The organism is Microvirga pakistanensis, from assembly GCF_004458765.1.
GTDB classification, from domain to species: domain Bacteria; phylum Pseudomonadota; class Alphaproteobacteria; order Rhizobiales; family Beijerinckiaceae; genus Microvirga; species Microvirga pakistanensis.
In genome coordinates, this window is sequence record NZ_SPJX01000187.1 from 133,033 (window position 1) to 149,759 (window position 16,727).

Consider the following 16,727-nt stretch of genomic DNA (forward strand, 5'->3'; position numbering starts at 1 on the left):
GCGAACGATCTTAGAACGTGTTGAACTTGAAGTTCAGACCAGCGCGGAGGACGTGGAAGTTGGTCTCGTCCTCGACGGTGTAGTCGAAGGCAGGGTTTGCCGGATCGACAGCGGTGTAGCTCTCCGAGCCAAGATCGACATACAGGTACTCAGCCTTCACGGTCAGGTTGTTGGTGATGGCGTACTCAGCGCCTGCACCAAGCGTCCAACCCCAGCGGGTATCGGAGTTCGAACCGGCGAAAGAAGCCAGTTCGGTCGGAATGTCGAACGTCGTGGCGCTCTCAACCTCACCGAACGCCAGACCGCCGGTCGCGTACACCAGCAGGCGTTCAGCCGGCGTGAAGCCGAGACGCGCACGCAGGGTGCCGAACCAGCGAACTTCCTGCGAAACCGTCAGCTCGTCGCCGGTCGCCACATCGAGAGCCGAGAAGGCATCGTCGAAGTCGATGTAGTTGATGTCAGCCTCAACACCGACAACAGCAGCGCCGAACTGGTAGTTGAAGCCGATCTGCGCGCCGCCCGTGAACACGGCGTCGTCCGAGCTGATGCCATCAACGTCGATCGCGCCGAAGAAAGCCGGCGTCTCGGAGCTGAGGGTCAGATCGCTGTCGTTCCAAGCCGCGCCAGCGTTCACACCGGCGTAGAAGCCGGCCCAGGTGAAGACCGGAACGGGAGCGATGATGACAGCCGATGCATGACAATCTCGCCGAGATCGCTGATCAAGCTCTGTGCTGGGAAGGGATGCTGCGCGAGAGGAACAGCCACCTCTAAGTGAGTTTAGGGGGCGCTTTCATTCCCTTCGTTGGGCTTTGGTGTGTCAAAACACTCGACCGAGGGCAGTTGTTTTCAGCCTAGCGTGTCGCGGTGATGAGGTAGGGCAAAATGATCCTCAGGCCGAAAGACATACCGATGCCAAGCAAGAGCGCCACAAGCATCACGAGCGGCAACTGAGCCCAATCGCGTCTGCTCAAAGGGCGATTGATTATCCTATTGATTCTCTCGTCTGCTTCCTAAGGCTGGCTGGCAGCCAAGTCGGCGCAAAGCGCCAGTGTTGCAGTTCTCAGTTCTAGCACACGGAGTGGATGTCATGTCAGCAAAACACCATGGATGAGCCGCCGGGCTTTTCGTAGAGACCGGTGCTTGCCTTCCTCACAGTCGCTCTCTGGCTTTTGCACGAGAGAGCGTCACAAAGGGCCTTAGAGAAGGCTGAACGTACAGGCCAGCGGAGCACGAAAGTCTTCAATCGATGTCGCTGATTGAGCGGCTTGCGCTCAGGATAAGATATACCTTGGTGCAAAATCCCGGCTCAGATGCTGGCCGCGCACGGCTACGGGAGGGGCGCAGCATGACCCTCGCTCAACAGGGTAGAGATGCGTTCTCACGGCTCCATGGAAGAAGGCATGGCTGAGAGATTGGAGCTATGCCGATAGCAGCTCGGCGCCGTCTCCTCGGTCGTCCGTCAGTTCAAGGAAACGGCCCGCGAGCCGGCGCGCCTCGGCAATGGCCTTCACTTTGCGGAACTGCCAACTTTCTCCGCGGGTGGTCTCAACTCTTTCCGCCAGCGATGATAGCTCTGCTCGGATATACCAGCCTCCTTGCAGACGAGCGCGATACTCTTGCCTTGGGCGAGTTGCACCTCGATCTGGCGCAACTTCGCGATGATCTGTTCCGAACTGAACCTCTTCTTCGGTATGGGTGGCTCCTTGTTCCAGGTCAATTCTCTCAATTAACCTGGTCCAATTCCACCCGGTCAGGTCACGTTTACGCGCATCGCGGAGCTCTACCGCATCGAGAGCGACATCCGCGGCATGAGTGCGGCGGAGCGATGCCGGATCCGGCAGACCAAGAGCCGTCCCATCCTGGACGCTCTAGAGCCGTGGCTGCGCGGCAAGCTTGGTCTGATCAGCCAGAAGAGCAAACTGGCTGAGGCGATCCGCTATGCGCTTGTGCGCTGGGAGGGGCTGACCCGCTTCGTGGACGACGGGCGGATCGAGATCGATACCAACGTGGTCGAGCGGACAATCCGGCCCTTGGCTCTGACGCGCAAGAATGCGCTGTTTGCCGGCTCGGATCGCGGGGGTGAGCACTGGGCGGTCATCGCCTCGCTGATTGAGACCTGCAGACTGTGCGGCGTGGATCCGCAGGTTTATCTCACCGACGTGTTGAGCCGCATCGTTACCGGCCATCTCAACACCCAGATCGATGATCTGCTGCCGTGGGCCTATGCCACCCCGCCAGACCTCAGGGCCGTGGCCTGAGAACAGCGCTTACGGTTGAGGTGCCGGTCTCGTCCAAGAACACAAAGCGGATCGGATCCATGTAGCGCTGCCACACGCGCCAGTGTCGGCGCTCGCGGGCCACGTCGGCGCGATCCTGCTCGGCGGCTCTCAGGCTCTATTTTATGCGTCAGGCCGGCTCGTCTGAGCCAGCGGCTGATGGTGGAGGTCGCCCCGACCACGATGCCGTGCTGGCTTCAACTTGGCTTGGATCTCCACCAGCGAGATGTCAGCCTTGGTGTCCAGGAGAGCGCGCACGAGCGCCCCATGCGGCTCGAAAATCGGACGGCGGTGACCGCCAAAGCGGGCCGGAGCCGGACTGCCGCTCTGACGAAAGCGCCGCATCAGCTTCACGGCAGCCGACGGGCTGACCTCAAAACGCAAAGCCGCCTGTCGGATGGAGGATCCGCCTGCCACCGCACGCACGATCCGCTCACGCAAGTCTCGCGACAGAGGAGTTGGCATGGGACGCCTCCCGGCCGATCACAACCAACCCGATGGAATCAGCTATCCCGATTCTACGCAACCGCTGCACGCTCTAACAGGATCTAGTAGTTAACGAAGTGTCTGAAGCCCTCATCTATTGTTGCAACATATAAAGATTTCCAGGTAGATCTTCCGATTGTGCAGTCGCTTTGGTCTTCATCCAAGCAAGGAGATCCAACGCCTCTTCAAAGGTGATTTCTTTGCGGAGGATGGTATCAAAATAGCGCGGATAGAGTATGTACGCCGCAGCAAAGATCTCTTCGACGCTACGCCGAGCCGTTCTTCTATTGCACTCTTGCCGATCGTCAGTTGCCCCCCAGCCAGCGTAGAAAGGCATTCCGATACATGTCACTCTTATGCCACGGATCAGCGCTTCGAAGCCTGAAAGCGACGTAATCGTGTAGACATGGTCGATCGTTTTGAAGGTGTCTGCAAGCGTAATGTCCTGTTCTAAAACGAGCGCAAGATGTCTTACGGCGCGCGGATCAGATTGGTTCTGTCGAGTGCCGTGCAGTACTTCCGGATGGGGTTTGTAGATAATCTGCGCATCGGGGTTCTCTCGCGCGGCAATCGTGACAAGTTCGTTGTTGTCGATTTGCCGGTTGCACCCTTTCCTAATCGATGCATCCCCTTCCACCTGTCCAACAACGAGAACTCGTTTTCTGTCTTTGGGTCCATAGATGGTTTCAATGTCGATATCGCTGGAGGTATTGTACTTTGAGAGTCTCGAATTGACTAGTTTGTCGATGCCTGCGCGGGCTCTCTGAAGCAGTTGCGAGTCTGCAGCGAAATCATACGTCTCAAGAAGACGCTCAAGATCCGACGCTTGCGTCGCATCGAAATAAATCGATGATCTGTCAAAACAGAGTGATATTGGCGGAGCCTTAGTAGCCCCTAACGCAACAGAGCGGAGAAACCCATCCTCGATCCTAATAAAAGGAATCTTGCGGGACCTGCAGAATCTCTCGACAAACGCTGGGTACTTGTAGCCCCACACGTAGACCTCAGGCGCCTTCTCTGCGAGCATCCAAGGCGCGAGTGACGTATAGAAGCTGAACCTGCTAATGGCCTTGTCTCTCCGGACAATCGGTCGATCCGGCAGCCAATAATTAATGAAGTCCTTCCAAGGGCTCAGCCCTAACACATAGTACCTGGAAGGAGCCTTGCTAAAGGGAATTCTTGCGTAGCGGTAGACTGACTTCGCCAGCTGCATGAGATTCTTCGAGATCATTCCACACTCGCGTGTTCAGATGGCATTTTGTTTGGCATGGCCAGCGGAGGTCCGGGTTGTGGGTACTGACTCTTCATTAACTGGACTCATCGAGACATCAGGGCATTCCGCCGGCGATCTCTGCACTGGCATGAGATGCTCGTTACGTGCCTAGAGTAATGAAAATCGTAGCCTTAATGTCGTTGAGTATTTCAGGTCCAAGAAGGGGTGGCGAGTGGTTGCAAGCCACTGCGAGAAGACTATCTTGTCCTCAAGCAGTGTCTCCGTCTCGCCGCCACCTTTGATCGGATGGAGTGCCAAATGGATTGCATATCTTAGTTTGGAAGCAACATCAGATTTCGGTTCGCTCGATACCGCTTGTATTCTTCTACTATACAGTAGTTATTACTCTCTATCCAGCTTACCATCCACGCCTCATTTGCTTCATCAACCTCAACGAATATCTTCGGGCGATATTTTGAGATAGTCTGAGAAAAACCGGTGAGAACCTGGGGCTCGTCTCCTTCGACGTCGATTTTCAGAAACGTTGGCCGATGGTCGCCGATGACCTGATCGCCAGCAAAAACAGGTATATCGCCAGCATCGTCACGGACAAACTTGGCGCCCCCAAGATTGTGAGACTCATACGTGAGGCTCCCTGTACCAGCGCCGTCACCTAACGCGAAACCTGAGTTGCAGGTGATATTCCTCGTGCCATTTAGGAGGTAGTTTATGTCGGCAATTCTCTGTGCGGCAGCGTTCATCTCGAATGTGATGATCTTCTGACACCCAAGGACCTTGGAAAAGTAAATAGAGTGATTTCCAACATTCGCGCCGATATCGGCGACAACATCATCGGCAGAAAGGTAGGGCGAGATGAGACGAAGCTCCTCTTGTTCATAGAACTGGCCGCGGATGAGATATTTGGATATCTCATCGTGCTCGTTCTCTATGAAGAACCTGAACTGCTGACCTCCAAATTCAAATGTGCGTATCAAGCCTCGGACCGTGTCGGCTATTTGTTGAGCGGCGCCAGGTCGAAGTGCTGGTGTCTCAGTAGATCGCAGACTGTCTCTCTCCCAGCGTATATTTGTTTTCACAACCTTCGCAGGAGCGCCGACAACGACTGAGTTTGGCGGCACATCATGGAGCACCACTGCACGCTCACCTATAACGCTTCCGCTTCCAACTCGTACGCCCTTACGAATAACCGCGCCATCACCGACCCAGACGTGATCCTCTATGACGATGCTCTTGCTTACATTGAGGCGTTCGTTGGTTAGGGCATCAAAAAGTGGGTGAAAATCATGAGTGATGACGCGACACCCGATTCCGAACATGCAATCTGAGCCTATCGTAATGCTTGTTCCTTCGGCAGCGGACAACTCTAGGTTCGCTGTGATGGTGTTGTGAGAACCAAGCACAATAGAGCAATCATGACCCAACGAAACTTTGCCGCTAAGTCGACTCGATGTACCGACATGGATCCTCGAATTCGAGCCAAAAAATATGATTGAAGCCTTATTGCATTTGGCGCTTTGCTCCAAAAGCAAGGCGTTGTTTAGACCTTTGAACTCGCAGGATGTATCGAGCCACTGCTCCTCCTGCGCAACAATGGAGTTGCCTTTTAGCTGAGCAGCTTGCTTCATCGAAATGATCTTCGTCATTCATTCACCCCTGCTGCGCCTGCTTGAAAAGCGCAGGGTCTTTCTTCTCCACAAACTTGGCCCGATCATTGTCCGCTGGGAACTGCCGCTTGAAGCGGCTCAACCCGTATTTCAACAACAAACGACTTCTAAACTTTGGGAGGAATCCTGTACTAGCGGAAATCTCACTCTTAAGTTGCACCCACTCCTTGAATGACTTCAGATAGAGCGCTTGTCGTAGTTTGACGTTATGAGGGCCTTGGAGCATCTTTATACGCATCCGCGTAATCGCAAAGTGATCATCGACCCGTCTTTTCGTGATATGCGCTTTCGTCAGGGAGCCGGGGCGGCGCCGCCAGTTGTATAAATACTGTGGAACCACAACGACTTTGCTGGCTTTACTGTATGCGTGGAGAGAGAATATATGGTCTTCTCCATTGAATATTCCATCCGGGAAGGCGATCCCGTGCTCCTTCAGGAAGGACGTTCGATAAACCTTCCCCCAACTTACCATGGATATCTTCGACTCTATAAGGGATTTGAGCCTATCCTCGTCAGTCAAGTGGTGGGACAATTTTGACTTCGACAGCACTGACCCATCTGGGTCGAGCTGCCGGAACAGGGTTTCTATGATATCTGGCTCTTCTCTATAGTAGTTAGCTACTAACATCGAAAACTGCGGCTCGATCGTGTCGTCAGAGTCGAGAAAGCAAACATATTCTGTCTGTGTCTCACGGACGCCGAGATTCCTGGCGGCACCAGGACCTCGCCTACGGCTTCGCAGTAACCGAACTTCAAACGGAAATGACTTTGAGCATCGTTCCACTCGTTTGATGGTGTCGTCGGCGGAATGATCATCCACGAAGATGACGGCTATGTCTTGCTGCTTGGCGAGACACTCGAACAGATCGCCGATGAATTGAGCAGAGTTGTGGGTAGGGATTACTACTGTCAGGTTAGCCATTCTTGCTCTCCAAAAGCTCTTGAAGAAAATCCTGCTCGGCGTTCCAGTCGTGGACAATCGGCATCTTTGTTGGAACAGGCTTCGAATAAGAGCTTGCATGCCCCAGTGGTTGATTGCCCATAGAGAAGCCAAGAACACGATCAGGATCAAGAGCGCCCACTACGCTGTAGATCCAATACAGCATTTTGAGGCCGCTGCTCGGAGATGCTCCAATCTTCTGTGTTACGTATCGGTCGATCTGAGGGGGTATAAAATGGATCAGGTATTGACTGGGAAAGTCATGCAACTTTGCGCCAATGTTCTTGGACGAGTATAGATCCCCGTTTGAGACGATAATGTGTTTGCAGGGTCTCCCGAAAAATCGCCTTGTTTGGGAGTAGTCTGGGTTTAATACGAGCGCGTCGGTCTTCGTGCCCACATCGATCGAATAGGGGAAACTAGTTTCAGCGGTGTTGAAACGGATGACGAGGTTAGACGCGTTGATCTGCTCGGCAGCGCGCGTTCCCAATAACGTCGGAGAGTTTCCGACTACAATCAGGTCGTCTCTGTTTTCGCTGATCTCTTCTGGGAATATGTGTGCTTGACTAACGATCCTATCGAAGAGGCTAGAATATGACAGCGCCCACGGCTCAGTGACGTGCCCTTCCTTCACTAGAAGATTGATTAGACCGAGATATCGGTTCTCGCTCCACGTCTCCTTACGCTTCTTCTTCGCTTCCAAGGCGGCCTTTATGCTCTTCGAGTACTCGCCAGCTTCGCAGAGATATGCCGCGGCGAACATCATGTCGCTCGACGTGATGCTGGAGCTAAACTTACTGAGCAGCTTGTTGAAATTATCAGTCAACCAGACAGTTGGGCCAAATACCCGCCACAGTTTCTTGAGGATTGTGACAGCGTCGCCACAGGTAGCGGCTCTTTCAAACGCCTCCTTATAATGCTCGATATCGGAGGGTTCATAAAATGATCCTTTCACACTCAGGTGCAGCGCCAAGCGTTCAAGAAACTCATGCGTGAAGGGTGGCTCATCTCGATCCAACAGAGCCGCCAATTGTGCTCGAGCTGGACGAACTGCGGTTTGAGCTTCCAAAAATGAGATGTTGAGAAAATCGATAACGCTGTTAGGGCCGTTACTCGCATCCGCCGCCCGGAAAACCCAGTAACCGTCGCAGTCATCGAGACCGACAGGAATCGCCGTCAGCATGCCTGCCTCTTCGACGAACAGCGAATTCCTCTCGGATTCCGATAAGTACCGAGAGGATACGAATTCCGCCGAGGAAGATGCGCTTTTCAGAGAGCTGTTGAGCTTCTTTATGTCGATGTAGGCTCGTGAGAAGTCAGGTAAGTAAAATTGCATTCGTCCTTCTCCGAAGGAGGCATTGAGGTCTGAAGCTGCAGGTGCTCCGAAATTTCCTAGTAACTCGATAAAGTCAAGGCCGCCTGCAAATTTGCTTCGCCTGATTTTATATGATCTATGACGCGCCCGCGCGATCTCATCTGTGGCAACGACACCTTCAACGTTTAATCTGTGAGAATGCACAGAAGCACACGTGCCCATGATACATCTACGCTATCAACGTGGACGTATCAAAGTGAATTTCCGATGCTATGTGTATCGTCGGTTGGGCGGAAACAGCGATTTCGCGCCAAGTCTTCAAGTTTGCAGGCACCGCTTCCTTTTCGATGGATCGTCTGCACTTATCAATCGGAGTAAAAATTCCGCTTCACGAGCGTCGCATTAGCTGCTGGTACGCATCAACCAGTTTCTCTATCTGGTCAAAGTACCACACGCCTTGTGGGGAGAGCAGGAGACCGCAATCGCAGAACTCTCGGATCTGATCCATCGCATGCGAGATCATGACGATGCGTGAGTGTGGCAACTTCTCACGGAACACGGCTTGTGACTTCTTCTTGAATTTCTCATCGCCGACGGCGGTGATCTCATCAATGAGGTAGCAATCGAATTTGGTCGCCATGCTCATGCCGAAGGCAAGTCGTGCCTTCATGCCGCTCGAGTAGGTCTTGATCGGCAAGTTGAGCGATTTGCCGAGCTCAGAAAACTCACGGACGTAGTCGACGATTGCTTCGGTGTCCTCACCGTAGACGCGCGCCACGAACCGGATGTTTTCGATCCCGGTCATCGAGCCGTTAAAGCCGCCTGAAAAGCCGAGGGGCCAGGATATCCGTCCATGACGGATGATCCGTCCGTTGTCCGGCTGCTCGGCACCGGCGATCAAGCGCATCAGCGTCGACTTCCCGGCGCCGTTGGGGCCAAGAAGCGCAACATTCTTGTCTCTAGGAAATGAGAAGGTGAGCCGGTCGAGAATGGTTTTTCGCACACCCTTGATCGAGTAAGCTTTGGAGATATCGACGAGGTCGATCACGAGCGCGTCCTCCTGCTGCGTGTCAGCCGTTCGCCGGCGAGACCGAAGAAGATCAAGCAGACGGCCACCGTTAGCAAATAGCCTCGGTGCAGGACATAGCTGTCGTAATTCGAGTAATAGCCGCTCCTCATCCATTCGATGCAGTGCAGAACCGGGTTCCATTCAATCCAGGCCACGACCTGTGGTGGCATGTAGCTCGGGACGTAGAACACGCCGGAGATGAACATGAGAGGGCGCGACAGGACTTTCTCGATATGCCGCCAGCTGTCGAAAACTGTAATGAGGATCGCGTTCGTGGCCCCATACCCGAGCCCCAGCAGCCCCGTGGCGGCGAAGGCCTCCATCACAGCTGCCGGAAAGGCGGGAGGCTCCGCCAGGTCGAGGATTGTGAGGCACGAGAAGAAGATACCCATGATCAGGGCGTAGGTCGCAGCAATCAGAGTGGCGCGGGCGAAAAGGACGTCGGGCTCTTTGATCGGCGGATAGGACAGCAGAGCCTTGTTGGCCTCGAAGACCACCATCAGCGAGTTGCCGAGCTTCGTGAAGAACTCGAGCGTGAATGTTCCCAGCGCGAAGAAAAGGGCGAGACTCGGTCCGAACGGCGGGTGGCGGCCTGCCACGGAGAAGATCGCCACGAGCACGGCCGTGCTGGCCGCAGGCGTGATGATGGCCCACAGATAGCCGATCTGGGACGTGCCGAACGTGGCGCGGGTCTCACGCAGGATCAGCGCGCCGATGACCCGGAACTGGGCAGTGAGGGCAGCTTGCATGGCGCCTTACGACATGTGGTCGCGCACGGAATAGCCGATCAATGCACCGATACCCCACACGATGATCGAACCGATCAGGATCAGGAAGACATTGAGCAGGCGCGTCGGATAGAGCGGGTATTGCGGAAGCGTCGGCGTCGTGTAGACGGCAAGGTAGCGTTGCTGCCGGTCGGCTTCGACGCGGGCCTTCTCCAGAGAGGCGAGAGAGGACGTGTAGGCCTGCTGGGCGAAGTTCCGCTCAACCTCAAGCGTCTCGTAGGTGGCAAGAAGGCCCGTGAGGCTCGCATCCTTGCCGTTGTTCCCCTCGCTCATATGGGTCTGCTTCTCGGCGATCTGCTTTTCCAGCGCTTCGGCCTGACGCCGGAGGCTACGTAGGGCGGGCGAGTTCGCGTCGACGGTGCCCCGCAGCGCCGAGATCCGGGCCTGCGTCTCGGCGAGTTGCTTTTCGAGCCCGCCGACGATCTCAAGCTGCATTTGCGCCGTGCGCGCCGGATCAAGGGCTTGTTCACTCGCTCGGAACTGGCGCAACTGCTCCAGCGCATTGCGGAGCCGCGCCTCTGCGCGTTCTACCTCTCCTTCGGCATACGACACGGCATCCTGGCGGGCCTGTCTCGACAATTCGTTGACCAGCGTCTTGGAATAGGACAGCACCAGACCAGCAATGCGTTCTGCGTCTTCGGGGCTGAACGCATTCACCTCGAAGGTGACGATCCCGGAGGTGCTGTCGAAGCTCGTGTGAATTCGATCCATCCAGTACTCCACCACATGCTCGATTTCGAGCGTAGGATCGAGTCTGGAGAGGAAATCAACATGCGAGCCGCCGAAAGCCTCCCGAATCGAAAAGTCCTTCTCGAGGCGTTCGACCATGTCTCGACTCTTCAAGAACTTGAGCAGGATATACGAGTCGGAGGTTGTGGAACCAGCGTTGGCAAGGCCGGTGAAAGCGCCGAGAAGGTCGGTCCCTCCGCCCCCATCCATTCCGCGAACAGCAAACCCGGCGCCGGCCACGTAGCGATCCGAAGCAATGAACGTGAAGTAGAGCGCGCCAAGGAATGTCGGCACGAGGACGCAGACCACAAAGGAGATTGCGAGAATGCGACGCCGTAGAGTCTGCGGCCGCAGGCCAGCGCTCGGGGCCAGCGACAGAGCCTCTCCTCCCTTGCCGGGCAGGGGGATGATCCTGCGAGGTTTATCGTCCGCCACGGCTTGCCTCCATGGAATCGATTGTAGTCATGACAGACTTCCTTGGCTGCGGCGAGCTGTGGGAGGAACGGCGCAGTTGCACGAAGAAGCGCAGGGCAGGGCGCAGTGTCCGCCGCCATAGCGGGAGAGGCTTGTTGCCGGCTACGCGCCATGTGACGAGTTCGTTCACCGCACGCTCGGGCGTCGTGAACTGCCCGGTCACCCGGCTCACATAGGACGGGTACAGGATCAGACAGCCTGCAATAAGCTCATCAAGGGAGAGGCGGCGAAGGCGCCGTTCGACTGGAACCATATCATTCGTGAGGCCCCACCCAGCGTAGAAGGGCTGCCCGTAGCATGTGACCGGCACCCCGCGGAGCAGGGCTTCGAAGCCGGTGAGAGACGTGAGGGTGTGGACCTCGTCCACCTGGTCCAGCATCTGCGCCATGTCGGCCCGGGTGACGATCTCATCGCACAGACTGGCTGCCTCGTCCTCGTCCTTTCCCTTCGCCCTCAGGCCAGCGATGACATCCGGATGCGGCTTATACACCAGGTAGGCGTCCGGGTGAGCAGCACGCACCGCGCGGAGCAAGTCAAGATTGGTCTTTGTCGCCGGCGCACCAAATCGGATCGAGGCGTCGGATTCAACTTGGCCCGGAACCAAAATGACGGGCTTGTCGATCTCCGGCCTCGTCCACGAAACAGCGCTGACATTGTATTTCGTGACCTTTGCCGCGACGACGCTGTCACGCAGGCTTCTCGCCCGGGCGAGAAGCTGCTGGCTGAAATCGGATTCGGTCAGAACGCGCTCGAGCCGCGAAGGGCGGGACGAATCATAATAGAGCCCTTCGTCGTCGCAGACCCATGAAAGCGGTTGGATGAGATCGGCACCGAGACCGACGGAACGCAGGAATCCGTCCTCGACCCGAATGAGCTTGGCGTCCAATGGCAACCCGGCTGGCGTGCTGCTTCCCCAGACGGCAACCGTCGCTCCACCCGGAATCTGCCCGGCCCGACGCTCGAAGCGGATCTCGGAACCAGCCATGAACCGTTGGAGGATGGGCTTCTTCCATCGTGAGAAACCGATTGCATGGATTTTGCGTGGGAACCGCGCCTGCATGCGCCGTTGTAAGGCGATATGCTCGATGATCCGCTCGACCTCGCAGCGATGGCCCGTTTCCGGATCAACATAGCGGGGATAGGCCACGAGCGCAGCGTGGACGAGCGCCTCGAGGGACACAGGTCGCCGGCGCGAAGGCGCATCCAGCTCATCATTCGTCAGCCCCCAGCCGGCATAAAACGGCATGCCGAAGCACCGAACAGGTTTGCCCCAGAGGATCGCTTCGAATCCCATTTGCGAGGTAACGGTATAGACGACCTCAGCCTCTTCGAGCAGACGCGCGGGGTGGCAGTCCTCAGCAACGACGGAAATGCGTTGGTTTCGTGAGACCTCAATGAAGTCGAAATACCCGCGCTTCTTCCGGGTGAAAACGTCTGGATGAGTTTTGACGACAACGGTGCAATCAGGGTTCTCGTTGAGCGCGGCCTTTAACATTCGCTCAAAGCTGCTGTCATCGGCCGATCCCTGCTGGACGGAACTGTCGCCGTAGGTTTGGTCTACAACGAGAACGAAACGCTGGGGTAATTTGCGGTCGTAGTCGCGCGCATAATTGTACTTGGAGACGCGACCTTGTCGCCATGCTGCCGCAAGAGTGCGAGCGCGCACCGCCTGCTCCTCGCCGAGGGGAGCGGCAATCAGTGCTTCAAGGCGGGAGGGTGATCCTGCCTTGTAATAGATACCCACATCATCAACCACCAGCGATAGCGGCGCGTCCCCGCGCCCGACCGAACGCAAAAAGCCATCCTCGAGCAGCAGGCAGGGCACCCCTGCGGTCGACGCCGCAGCCCGTGCACGCAGGCCCGATCGCTTCGCGCCCCATCCGGCGACGGCGGTAAAGCCAGCCGACCCGTTCCGCATGAGCGCGACCTCGTCTCCAAGGAAACTGGTGAGATGAGGCACTTTGGCGATACCGCGGGACGTCAGAGCAATCATGTTACGGTTCGGTGCCCATTCGGCGACAAGTGGAAGCTGATCAAAGGTCTGCACATTCTCTCGGAGAAGGCGCTGCTCCAAATCACGCTGCAGGATTCATCACGACCAATTCTCCTCAAGAGGGTCGCGGCGGTACGAGTGAGGAGAAGACAAGATTTGCCTTTCGCACTTGCCCCGATCCGGCACATGCCGATTCCTTGTGGCGCTTTTATCTTAGAGCAGGAAAAAACATACTGGTCTCTTAGTCGCAGCCAGATACCAGAACGTTGGTTGGACCCCTGCCAAGGCACTTCCCGGCAGAGGTCAAGGAGAGGCGACGTTGATTGAGAAGCCGCTCCATCGACCGCCGACGAAGGTCTCGGACAGAAAGGAATCAGTCCGACAGACCGGAGACATTCCGTGTGGTGCCCACCAGCGGAGACACGATCGTCGAGAGGAACTTGCTGAACTCCGCCGTCGGATGAGTCGCGACATAAAGAATATCCTTGTCGCGCATCTTGAACGAGCGGGCGAGGAAGAACGCCTGCGGATCCTTGAAGTCCAGCCTGTAGACCACGGGCACCATACTGAGCGTATGGCCCGAGTACGTTCCGATCCCATGGCCGGACTGCACCAGCCAGCGGGCAAGCTCCTCATTCTCGAAGCGGAACAGGAACACACCTCCGGCGTCCGCCGTCGCATCCCGCAGACCGCCGACCTGCGCAAGGGCCTCGGCAACCGTCAGGCTCTCCGTCTTGAACGGCACGAGGCCATTGGATTTCACGGCGCCGAACGCTGTGTAGGTTCGGGGCTTGTGAAGCAGCAGGACATTATCGCCGGGCGCGAGCCAGATGTTGTTCTGAGGTGACGTGACAACCTCGTCCAGACGGACGGTTCCGGTGCGCTTGCCACGGGTGACCGTTGCGACGGTTTCGAAGGTCGCTTCGCGCGTACCCCCGGCCTGAGCGACCGCCTCCATCAAGCGCATGCCCCGAACGAGCAGCGGGTATTGGCCAGGCTTGGCGACATCGCCGACTACGACGACACTGTTGCTCTTGTTGTCCGCGATCAGCACCTGCACCTGCGGCTCAGCCGCCTTGCCGGTGAGGCCTTCCTCGATGGAGCGGCGCAGGGACTCGGCGCTTTTGCCAGCGGCGCGGATGCGCCCGACGTAGGGAATGAAGATTTCGCCGGCTTCGTCGACGACGACCTGCAGTGACGTTTGCTTCTTTTCCGCTGTCGAGAACAGACCGTCGGGAGAGGCTTCCCAGACATTGACGACGAGCGCATCGCCGATGCCGATTGTCGTCGCGCGGGTACCGCCGAATCTCGCCTTGAACTCATTGGGAAGAGAGAGTGGCAGGAAGCTGTTGATCTTGTCGAGCGCGGTCGCGTCCAGGTTCACAAGCACGTACCGGTCGGGGGACGGCACGGAATCTGACTCGTTGAAGGAGACCTCGATGGCCGCGGGCCCTGCGCTCGGCATGCCGCCACAGCCGCTCAGAACGGGCAGCAGCGCAACGACTAACCCACGACAGTATCGTGTCAGGACGCCGGGCCGAAACTCAAACTTCAACATGCTATTCTTATTGCCTCAAGGTCGGCCAGGGCCTCGGATTTTTCCGTCTGGTGTGCGCGTATTACCTCCAGCACGCCGGCGCAAGCAGTTTTGATCCCATCGCGTGCGTAAAAATCGCCGGGCTTGAGGCACATGCGTCGGATCCAGGCGAGATAACGTTGTCGCAAAGTGGCGTCGGCCACGTGCTTGCATCTCCAAAATGCATCGAAGTCCGGTTTGCCACGTGCACAGGTGGCAAGGGCGTCGTTGCCATAGAGTGCGTGACCGACAACCAGAAGCGGAATGCCGTGGTAGATGGCCGAGAGACCCGATGTCGAGTTGATCGTGATCATGCCGGCGGCGTGGCGGGTTAGAAGGCCCAGGGAGCCTGCGTCGATTACGTCCACCCGGTCTGCAATTCCAAGGTTGTTCGCCGTCGTACGGATGAGTTCGTGATCGCGGCTGTGACCGCGTTCGAGCGGATGGATCTTGAAGACGAGCCGGTGCGTGACAGGCGCTGTCCGGGCAAAGGAAGCAAGCGCCTCCTTGATGAGTCTGACATTGCTCCAGCCCAGGGCTGCGCGGCCCATCTGCGTGTCAGAGGTTACCTGGAGCGGTACGATGAAGTAGCGCCTGTCATAGTGCTCAAGGAGCTTTTCGACTGTCGCGAAGTTGGCCAGCGAGTGGGCGGCACGACGGAACAGATTGCGCGACCAGGCGAACATTTCCCGCATAGGCTGGACGGGACGATGGAACAGCTCCCGCTGTGACAGGCCGGTCAGAAGCGTGCGGATGGAGTAATAAGCTGCTCCGTAAACGCACATGATTCGAAAGCTCTTAAAGGTGAGCTTTTGCCGCGACGCTTCGTCGTCGTCGTTGAAATCAGGCGGGGGCAGTTGTCCCGCGACCGGCGAAAGCCAGTTGTTTCCGCCATTCTCGACTGTGATGAAGCCGGGCCGGATATAGCCCTCTTCGAGCGAAATGACGTTGATTCCATGTGCTTCTGCCGCGGTCCGGGCCACCGTATGAATTGGCCTTTCTGCGCCGAACAAGATGAGATGGTCGATTTCAGACGTTGCAAGAAGCGACGTCAACCACGCCGCCCAGTCTGCCTTGCTTCCATTGAAATGAATGCGTTTTCCCTTGCCCATGTAGAGGCGGTCACCAGCATTGAAGGAAACTCGCCAAGCGTCGTAACCCTGACGTTCAAGGAATCGCTGCAGGCGCTTGAAGAATGGACCCACGGGGCCTTGCAGCAGCAGGACACGCGGCTGCTTCTTCGGAGGAAGCTTGCGACGGGGGCGGAAGAGAATGGGGCGGATCTTCCGCTGACGCGTGACTTGATCCATGCGAGTGGCTGCAGATGGCAGGAAAGCGACTGAACCACCTGAAAAATCGTTGCGCGCCATCAGCGGCTCGCGTGGCGCGGCGGTACCCTCATGAACAAGGATGTAGTCTTGAGCCACAGCCTGGCTCTCATTCCCTAGCCCCATCTTCGTGCGCCGCTATTGCATAGTTGTAGAATGTGACGAGAGAGTAATGTTGTTATAGTTATGTATGCGGTGGGTTCTTCCCGAGCAGAGAGCAAGCCTCCAGAGGCATGCTTTGCCGTTGCAACCCTTACGCAACGTCACGCTTCTTGGGAAGAGGGAGTTACCCCGAAGTGTCCATTTTGGACACTTTGCCTAACTTTTCTGGTGTGCCTTCTGAAGGTCGGATGCCGCCTCCAAGATAAGGTTTTTGATCTGGTCAGTTAGGCTGAGGATCAGAGGCGAGTTGAGGTGCTCGGAGCCGAGAAGATACTGACCATTCTCTGTCGACTCTATCCATCCTTCTTCGATGAGGTTGGACAGGCGCCGTAGCAGGGTAGGGCGTGGCATGCCGACATACTCAGCCAGTTTCGAGGCCCGGAACGGTTTGCCTTCGATCTGCCCCATGGCCACTGCGCCGATGATCAGGATACTGTCTGCACCCGAGGCCATCGGGGCGTTCTTGGCGGATGTGAGAAGTCGCATCAAGCTCATCAGGAAACGCAGTTCGATCCGGCGTTCATCGGCTCTCTCGATGACGGCTGATGTCTTCACACTCCCTTCGGTCATTCTGTTACCTAAAGTGGCCTTGCGCAGTAAGCACCGATGCCCATTCGGGACCGTTTGCTTGGATGTGTCTGGTGGGGTGATCCGCTGAAATCGTCACCGTCAGGATTAACTCAGCGACGGGAA

The 16,727-nt window shown here is 56.8% G+C and carries 13 protein-coding genes and 2 pseudogenes; 1 reads left to right on the forward strand and 14 read right to left on the reverse strand.

Annotation, left to right across the window (positions count from 1 at the left end):
- Positions 1 to 10: 10 nt before the first annotated feature.
- On the reverse strand, positions 11 to 682 hold the full coding sequence (locus tag E4K09_RS12410; RefSeq protein ID WP_134497402.1) for an outer membrane beta-barrel protein: 672 nt from the start codon (positions 680 to 682) through the stop codon (positions 11 to 13).
- Positions 683 to 1,549: 867 nt separating this feature from the next.
- Positions 1,550 to 1,693: pseudogene (locus E4K09_RS12415) on the reverse strand (transposase); the annotation flags it as partial.
- A gap of 40 nt (positions 1,694 to 1,733) precedes the next feature.
- Here E4K09_RS12415 and E4K09_RS12420 point away from each other — a divergent pair.
- Positions 1,734 to 2,258, forward strand: a pseudogene (locus tag E4K09_RS12420) (IS66 family transposase); the annotation flags it as partial.
- Positions 2,259 to 2,399: 141 nt separating this feature from the next.
- Here the strand turns inward: E4K09_RS12420 and E4K09_RS12425 are convergent.
- The 12 genes from E4K09_RS12425 to E4K09_RS12480 all read right to left on the reverse strand — a co-directional run bounded on the left by E4K09_RS12425 (position 2,400) and on the right by E4K09_RS12480 (position 16,604).
- Positions 2,400 to 2,741, reverse strand: a complete 342-nt coding sequence (locus E4K09_RS12425; RefSeq protein WP_134497404.1) for a COG3415 family protein — start codon at positions 2,739 to 2,741, stop codon at positions 2,400 to 2,402.
- 115 nt (positions 2,742 to 2,856) lie between these two features.
- Positions 2,857 to 3,993 (reverse strand): capsular polysaccharide export protein, LipB/KpsS family, encoded by a 1,137-nt coding sequence (locus E4K09_RS12430; protein WP_244610473.1) that lies wholly within the window; start codon positions 3,991 to 3,993, stop codon positions 2,857 to 2,859.
- Positions 3,994 to 4,307: 314 nt separating this feature from the next.
- Positions 4,308 to 5,639 carry an FkbM family methyltransferase gene (locus E4K09_RS30660; protein ID WP_134497406.1) on the reverse strand — a complete coding sequence of 444 codons (1,332 nt, stop codon included), beginning with the start codon at positions 5,637 to 5,639 and terminating at the stop codon, positions 4,308 to 4,310.
- Between the two features lie 4 nt (positions 5,640 to 5,643).
- Complete coding sequence (locus E4K09_RS12440; RefSeq protein WP_166802283.1) at positions 5,644 to 6,582, reverse strand: glycosyltransferase family 2 protein; 939 nt, start codon at positions 6,580 to 6,582, stop codon at positions 5,644 to 5,646.
- Complete coding sequence (locus tag E4K09_RS12445) at positions 6,575 to 7,783, reverse strand: glycosyltransferase family 29 protein (RefSeq protein ID WP_166802284.1); 1,209 nt, start codon at positions 7,781 to 7,783, stop codon at positions 6,575 to 6,577. The genes E4K09_RS12440 and E4K09_RS12445 overlap by 8 nt, the downstream gene beginning before the upstream one ends.
- A 520-nt stretch (positions 7,784 to 8,303) precedes the next feature.
- Positions 8,304 to 8,963, reverse strand: coding sequence for an ABC transporter ATP-binding protein (locus tag E4K09_RS12450; protein WP_134497412.1), 660 nt, complete (start codon positions 8,961 to 8,963; stop codon positions 8,304 to 8,306).
- Positions 8,960 to 9,733, reverse strand: a complete 774-nt coding sequence (locus tag E4K09_RS12455; RefSeq protein WP_134497414.1) for an ABC transporter permease — start codon at positions 9,731 to 9,733, stop codon at positions 8,960 to 8,962. The genes E4K09_RS12450 and E4K09_RS12455 overlap by 4 nt, the downstream gene beginning before the upstream one ends.
- A 6-nt stretch (positions 9,734 to 9,739) precedes the next feature.
- A complete protein-coding gene (locus E4K09_RS12460) occupies positions 9,740 to 10,936 on the reverse strand; it encodes a KpsE/RkpR family capsule polysaccharide export protein (RefSeq protein ID WP_134497416.1) in 1,197 nt (398 codons plus the stop codon).
- The gene (locus tag E4K09_RS12465) at positions 10,923 to 12,968 is read right to left on the reverse strand and encodes a capsular polysaccharide biosynthesis protein (protein WP_134497418.1); all 2,046 of its coding nucleotides are present in this window, start codon (positions 12,966 to 12,968) and stop codon (positions 10,923 to 10,925) included. The genes E4K09_RS12460 and E4K09_RS12465 overlap by 14 nt, the downstream gene beginning before the upstream one ends.
- A gap of 373 nt (positions 12,969 to 13,341) precedes the next feature.
- On the reverse strand, positions 13,342 to 14,526 hold the full coding sequence (locus E4K09_RS12470; RefSeq protein WP_134497420.1) for a polysaccharide biosynthesis/export family protein: 1,185 nt from the start codon (positions 14,524 to 14,526) through the stop codon (positions 13,342 to 13,344).
- On the reverse strand, positions 14,520 to 15,971 hold the full coding sequence (locus E4K09_RS12475; protein WP_166802285.1) for a capsular polysaccharide export protein, LipB/KpsS family: 1,452 nt from the start codon (positions 15,969 to 15,971) through the stop codon (positions 14,520 to 14,522). Before E4K09_RS12475 ends, E4K09_RS12470 begins: the two co-directional genes overlap by 7 nt.
- A 219-nt stretch (positions 15,972 to 16,190) precedes the next feature.
- Positions 16,191 to 16,604 (reverse strand): helix-turn-helix domain-containing protein, encoded by a 414-nt coding sequence (locus E4K09_RS12480; protein WP_134497424.1) that lies wholly within the window; start codon positions 16,602 to 16,604, stop codon positions 16,191 to 16,193.
- Between the last annotated feature and the right edge of the window lie 123 nt (positions 16,605 to 16,727).

What these genes read in the sequence shown, in the direction of transcription:
- E4K09_RS12425 (WP_134497404.1), bottom strand. Translation starts at nt 2,741, where the DNA reads ATGCCAACTCCTCTGTCGCGAGACTTGCGTGAGCGGATCGTGCGTGCG.
- E4K09_RS12430 (WP_244610473.1), bottom strand. Translation starts at nt 3,993, where the DNA reads ATGATCTCGAAGAATCTCATGCAGCTGGCGAAGTCAGTCTACCGCTAC.
- E4K09_RS30660 (WP_134497406.1), bottom strand. Translation starts at nt 5,639, where the DNA reads ATGACGAAGATCATTTCGATGAAGCAAGCTGCTCAGCTAAAAGGCAAC.
- E4K09_RS12440 (WP_166802283.1), bottom strand. Translation starts at nt 6,582, where the DNA reads ATGGCTAACCTGACAGTAGTAATCCCTACCCACAACTCTGCTCAATTC.
- E4K09_RS12445 (WP_166802284.1), bottom strand. Translation starts at nt 7,783, where the DNA reads ATGCTGACGGCGATTCCTGTCGGTCTCGATGACTGCGACGGTTACTGG.
- E4K09_RS12455 (WP_134497414.1), bottom strand. Translation starts at nt 9,733, where the DNA reads ATGCAAGCTGCCCTCACTGCCCAGTTCCGGGTCATCGGCGCGCTGATC.
- E4K09_RS12465 (WP_134497418.1), bottom strand. Translation starts at nt 12,968, where the DNA reads ATGATTGCTCTGACGTCCCGCGGTATCGCCAAAGTGCCTCATCTCACC.
- E4K09_RS12470 (WP_134497420.1), bottom strand. Translation starts at nt 14,526, where the DNA reads ATGTTGAAGTTTGAGTTTCGGCCCGGCGTCCTGACACGATACTGTCGT.
- E4K09_RS12480 (WP_134497424.1), bottom strand. Translation starts at nt 16,604, where the DNA reads ATGACCGAAGGGAGTGTGAAGACATCAGCCGTCATCGAGAGAGCCGAT.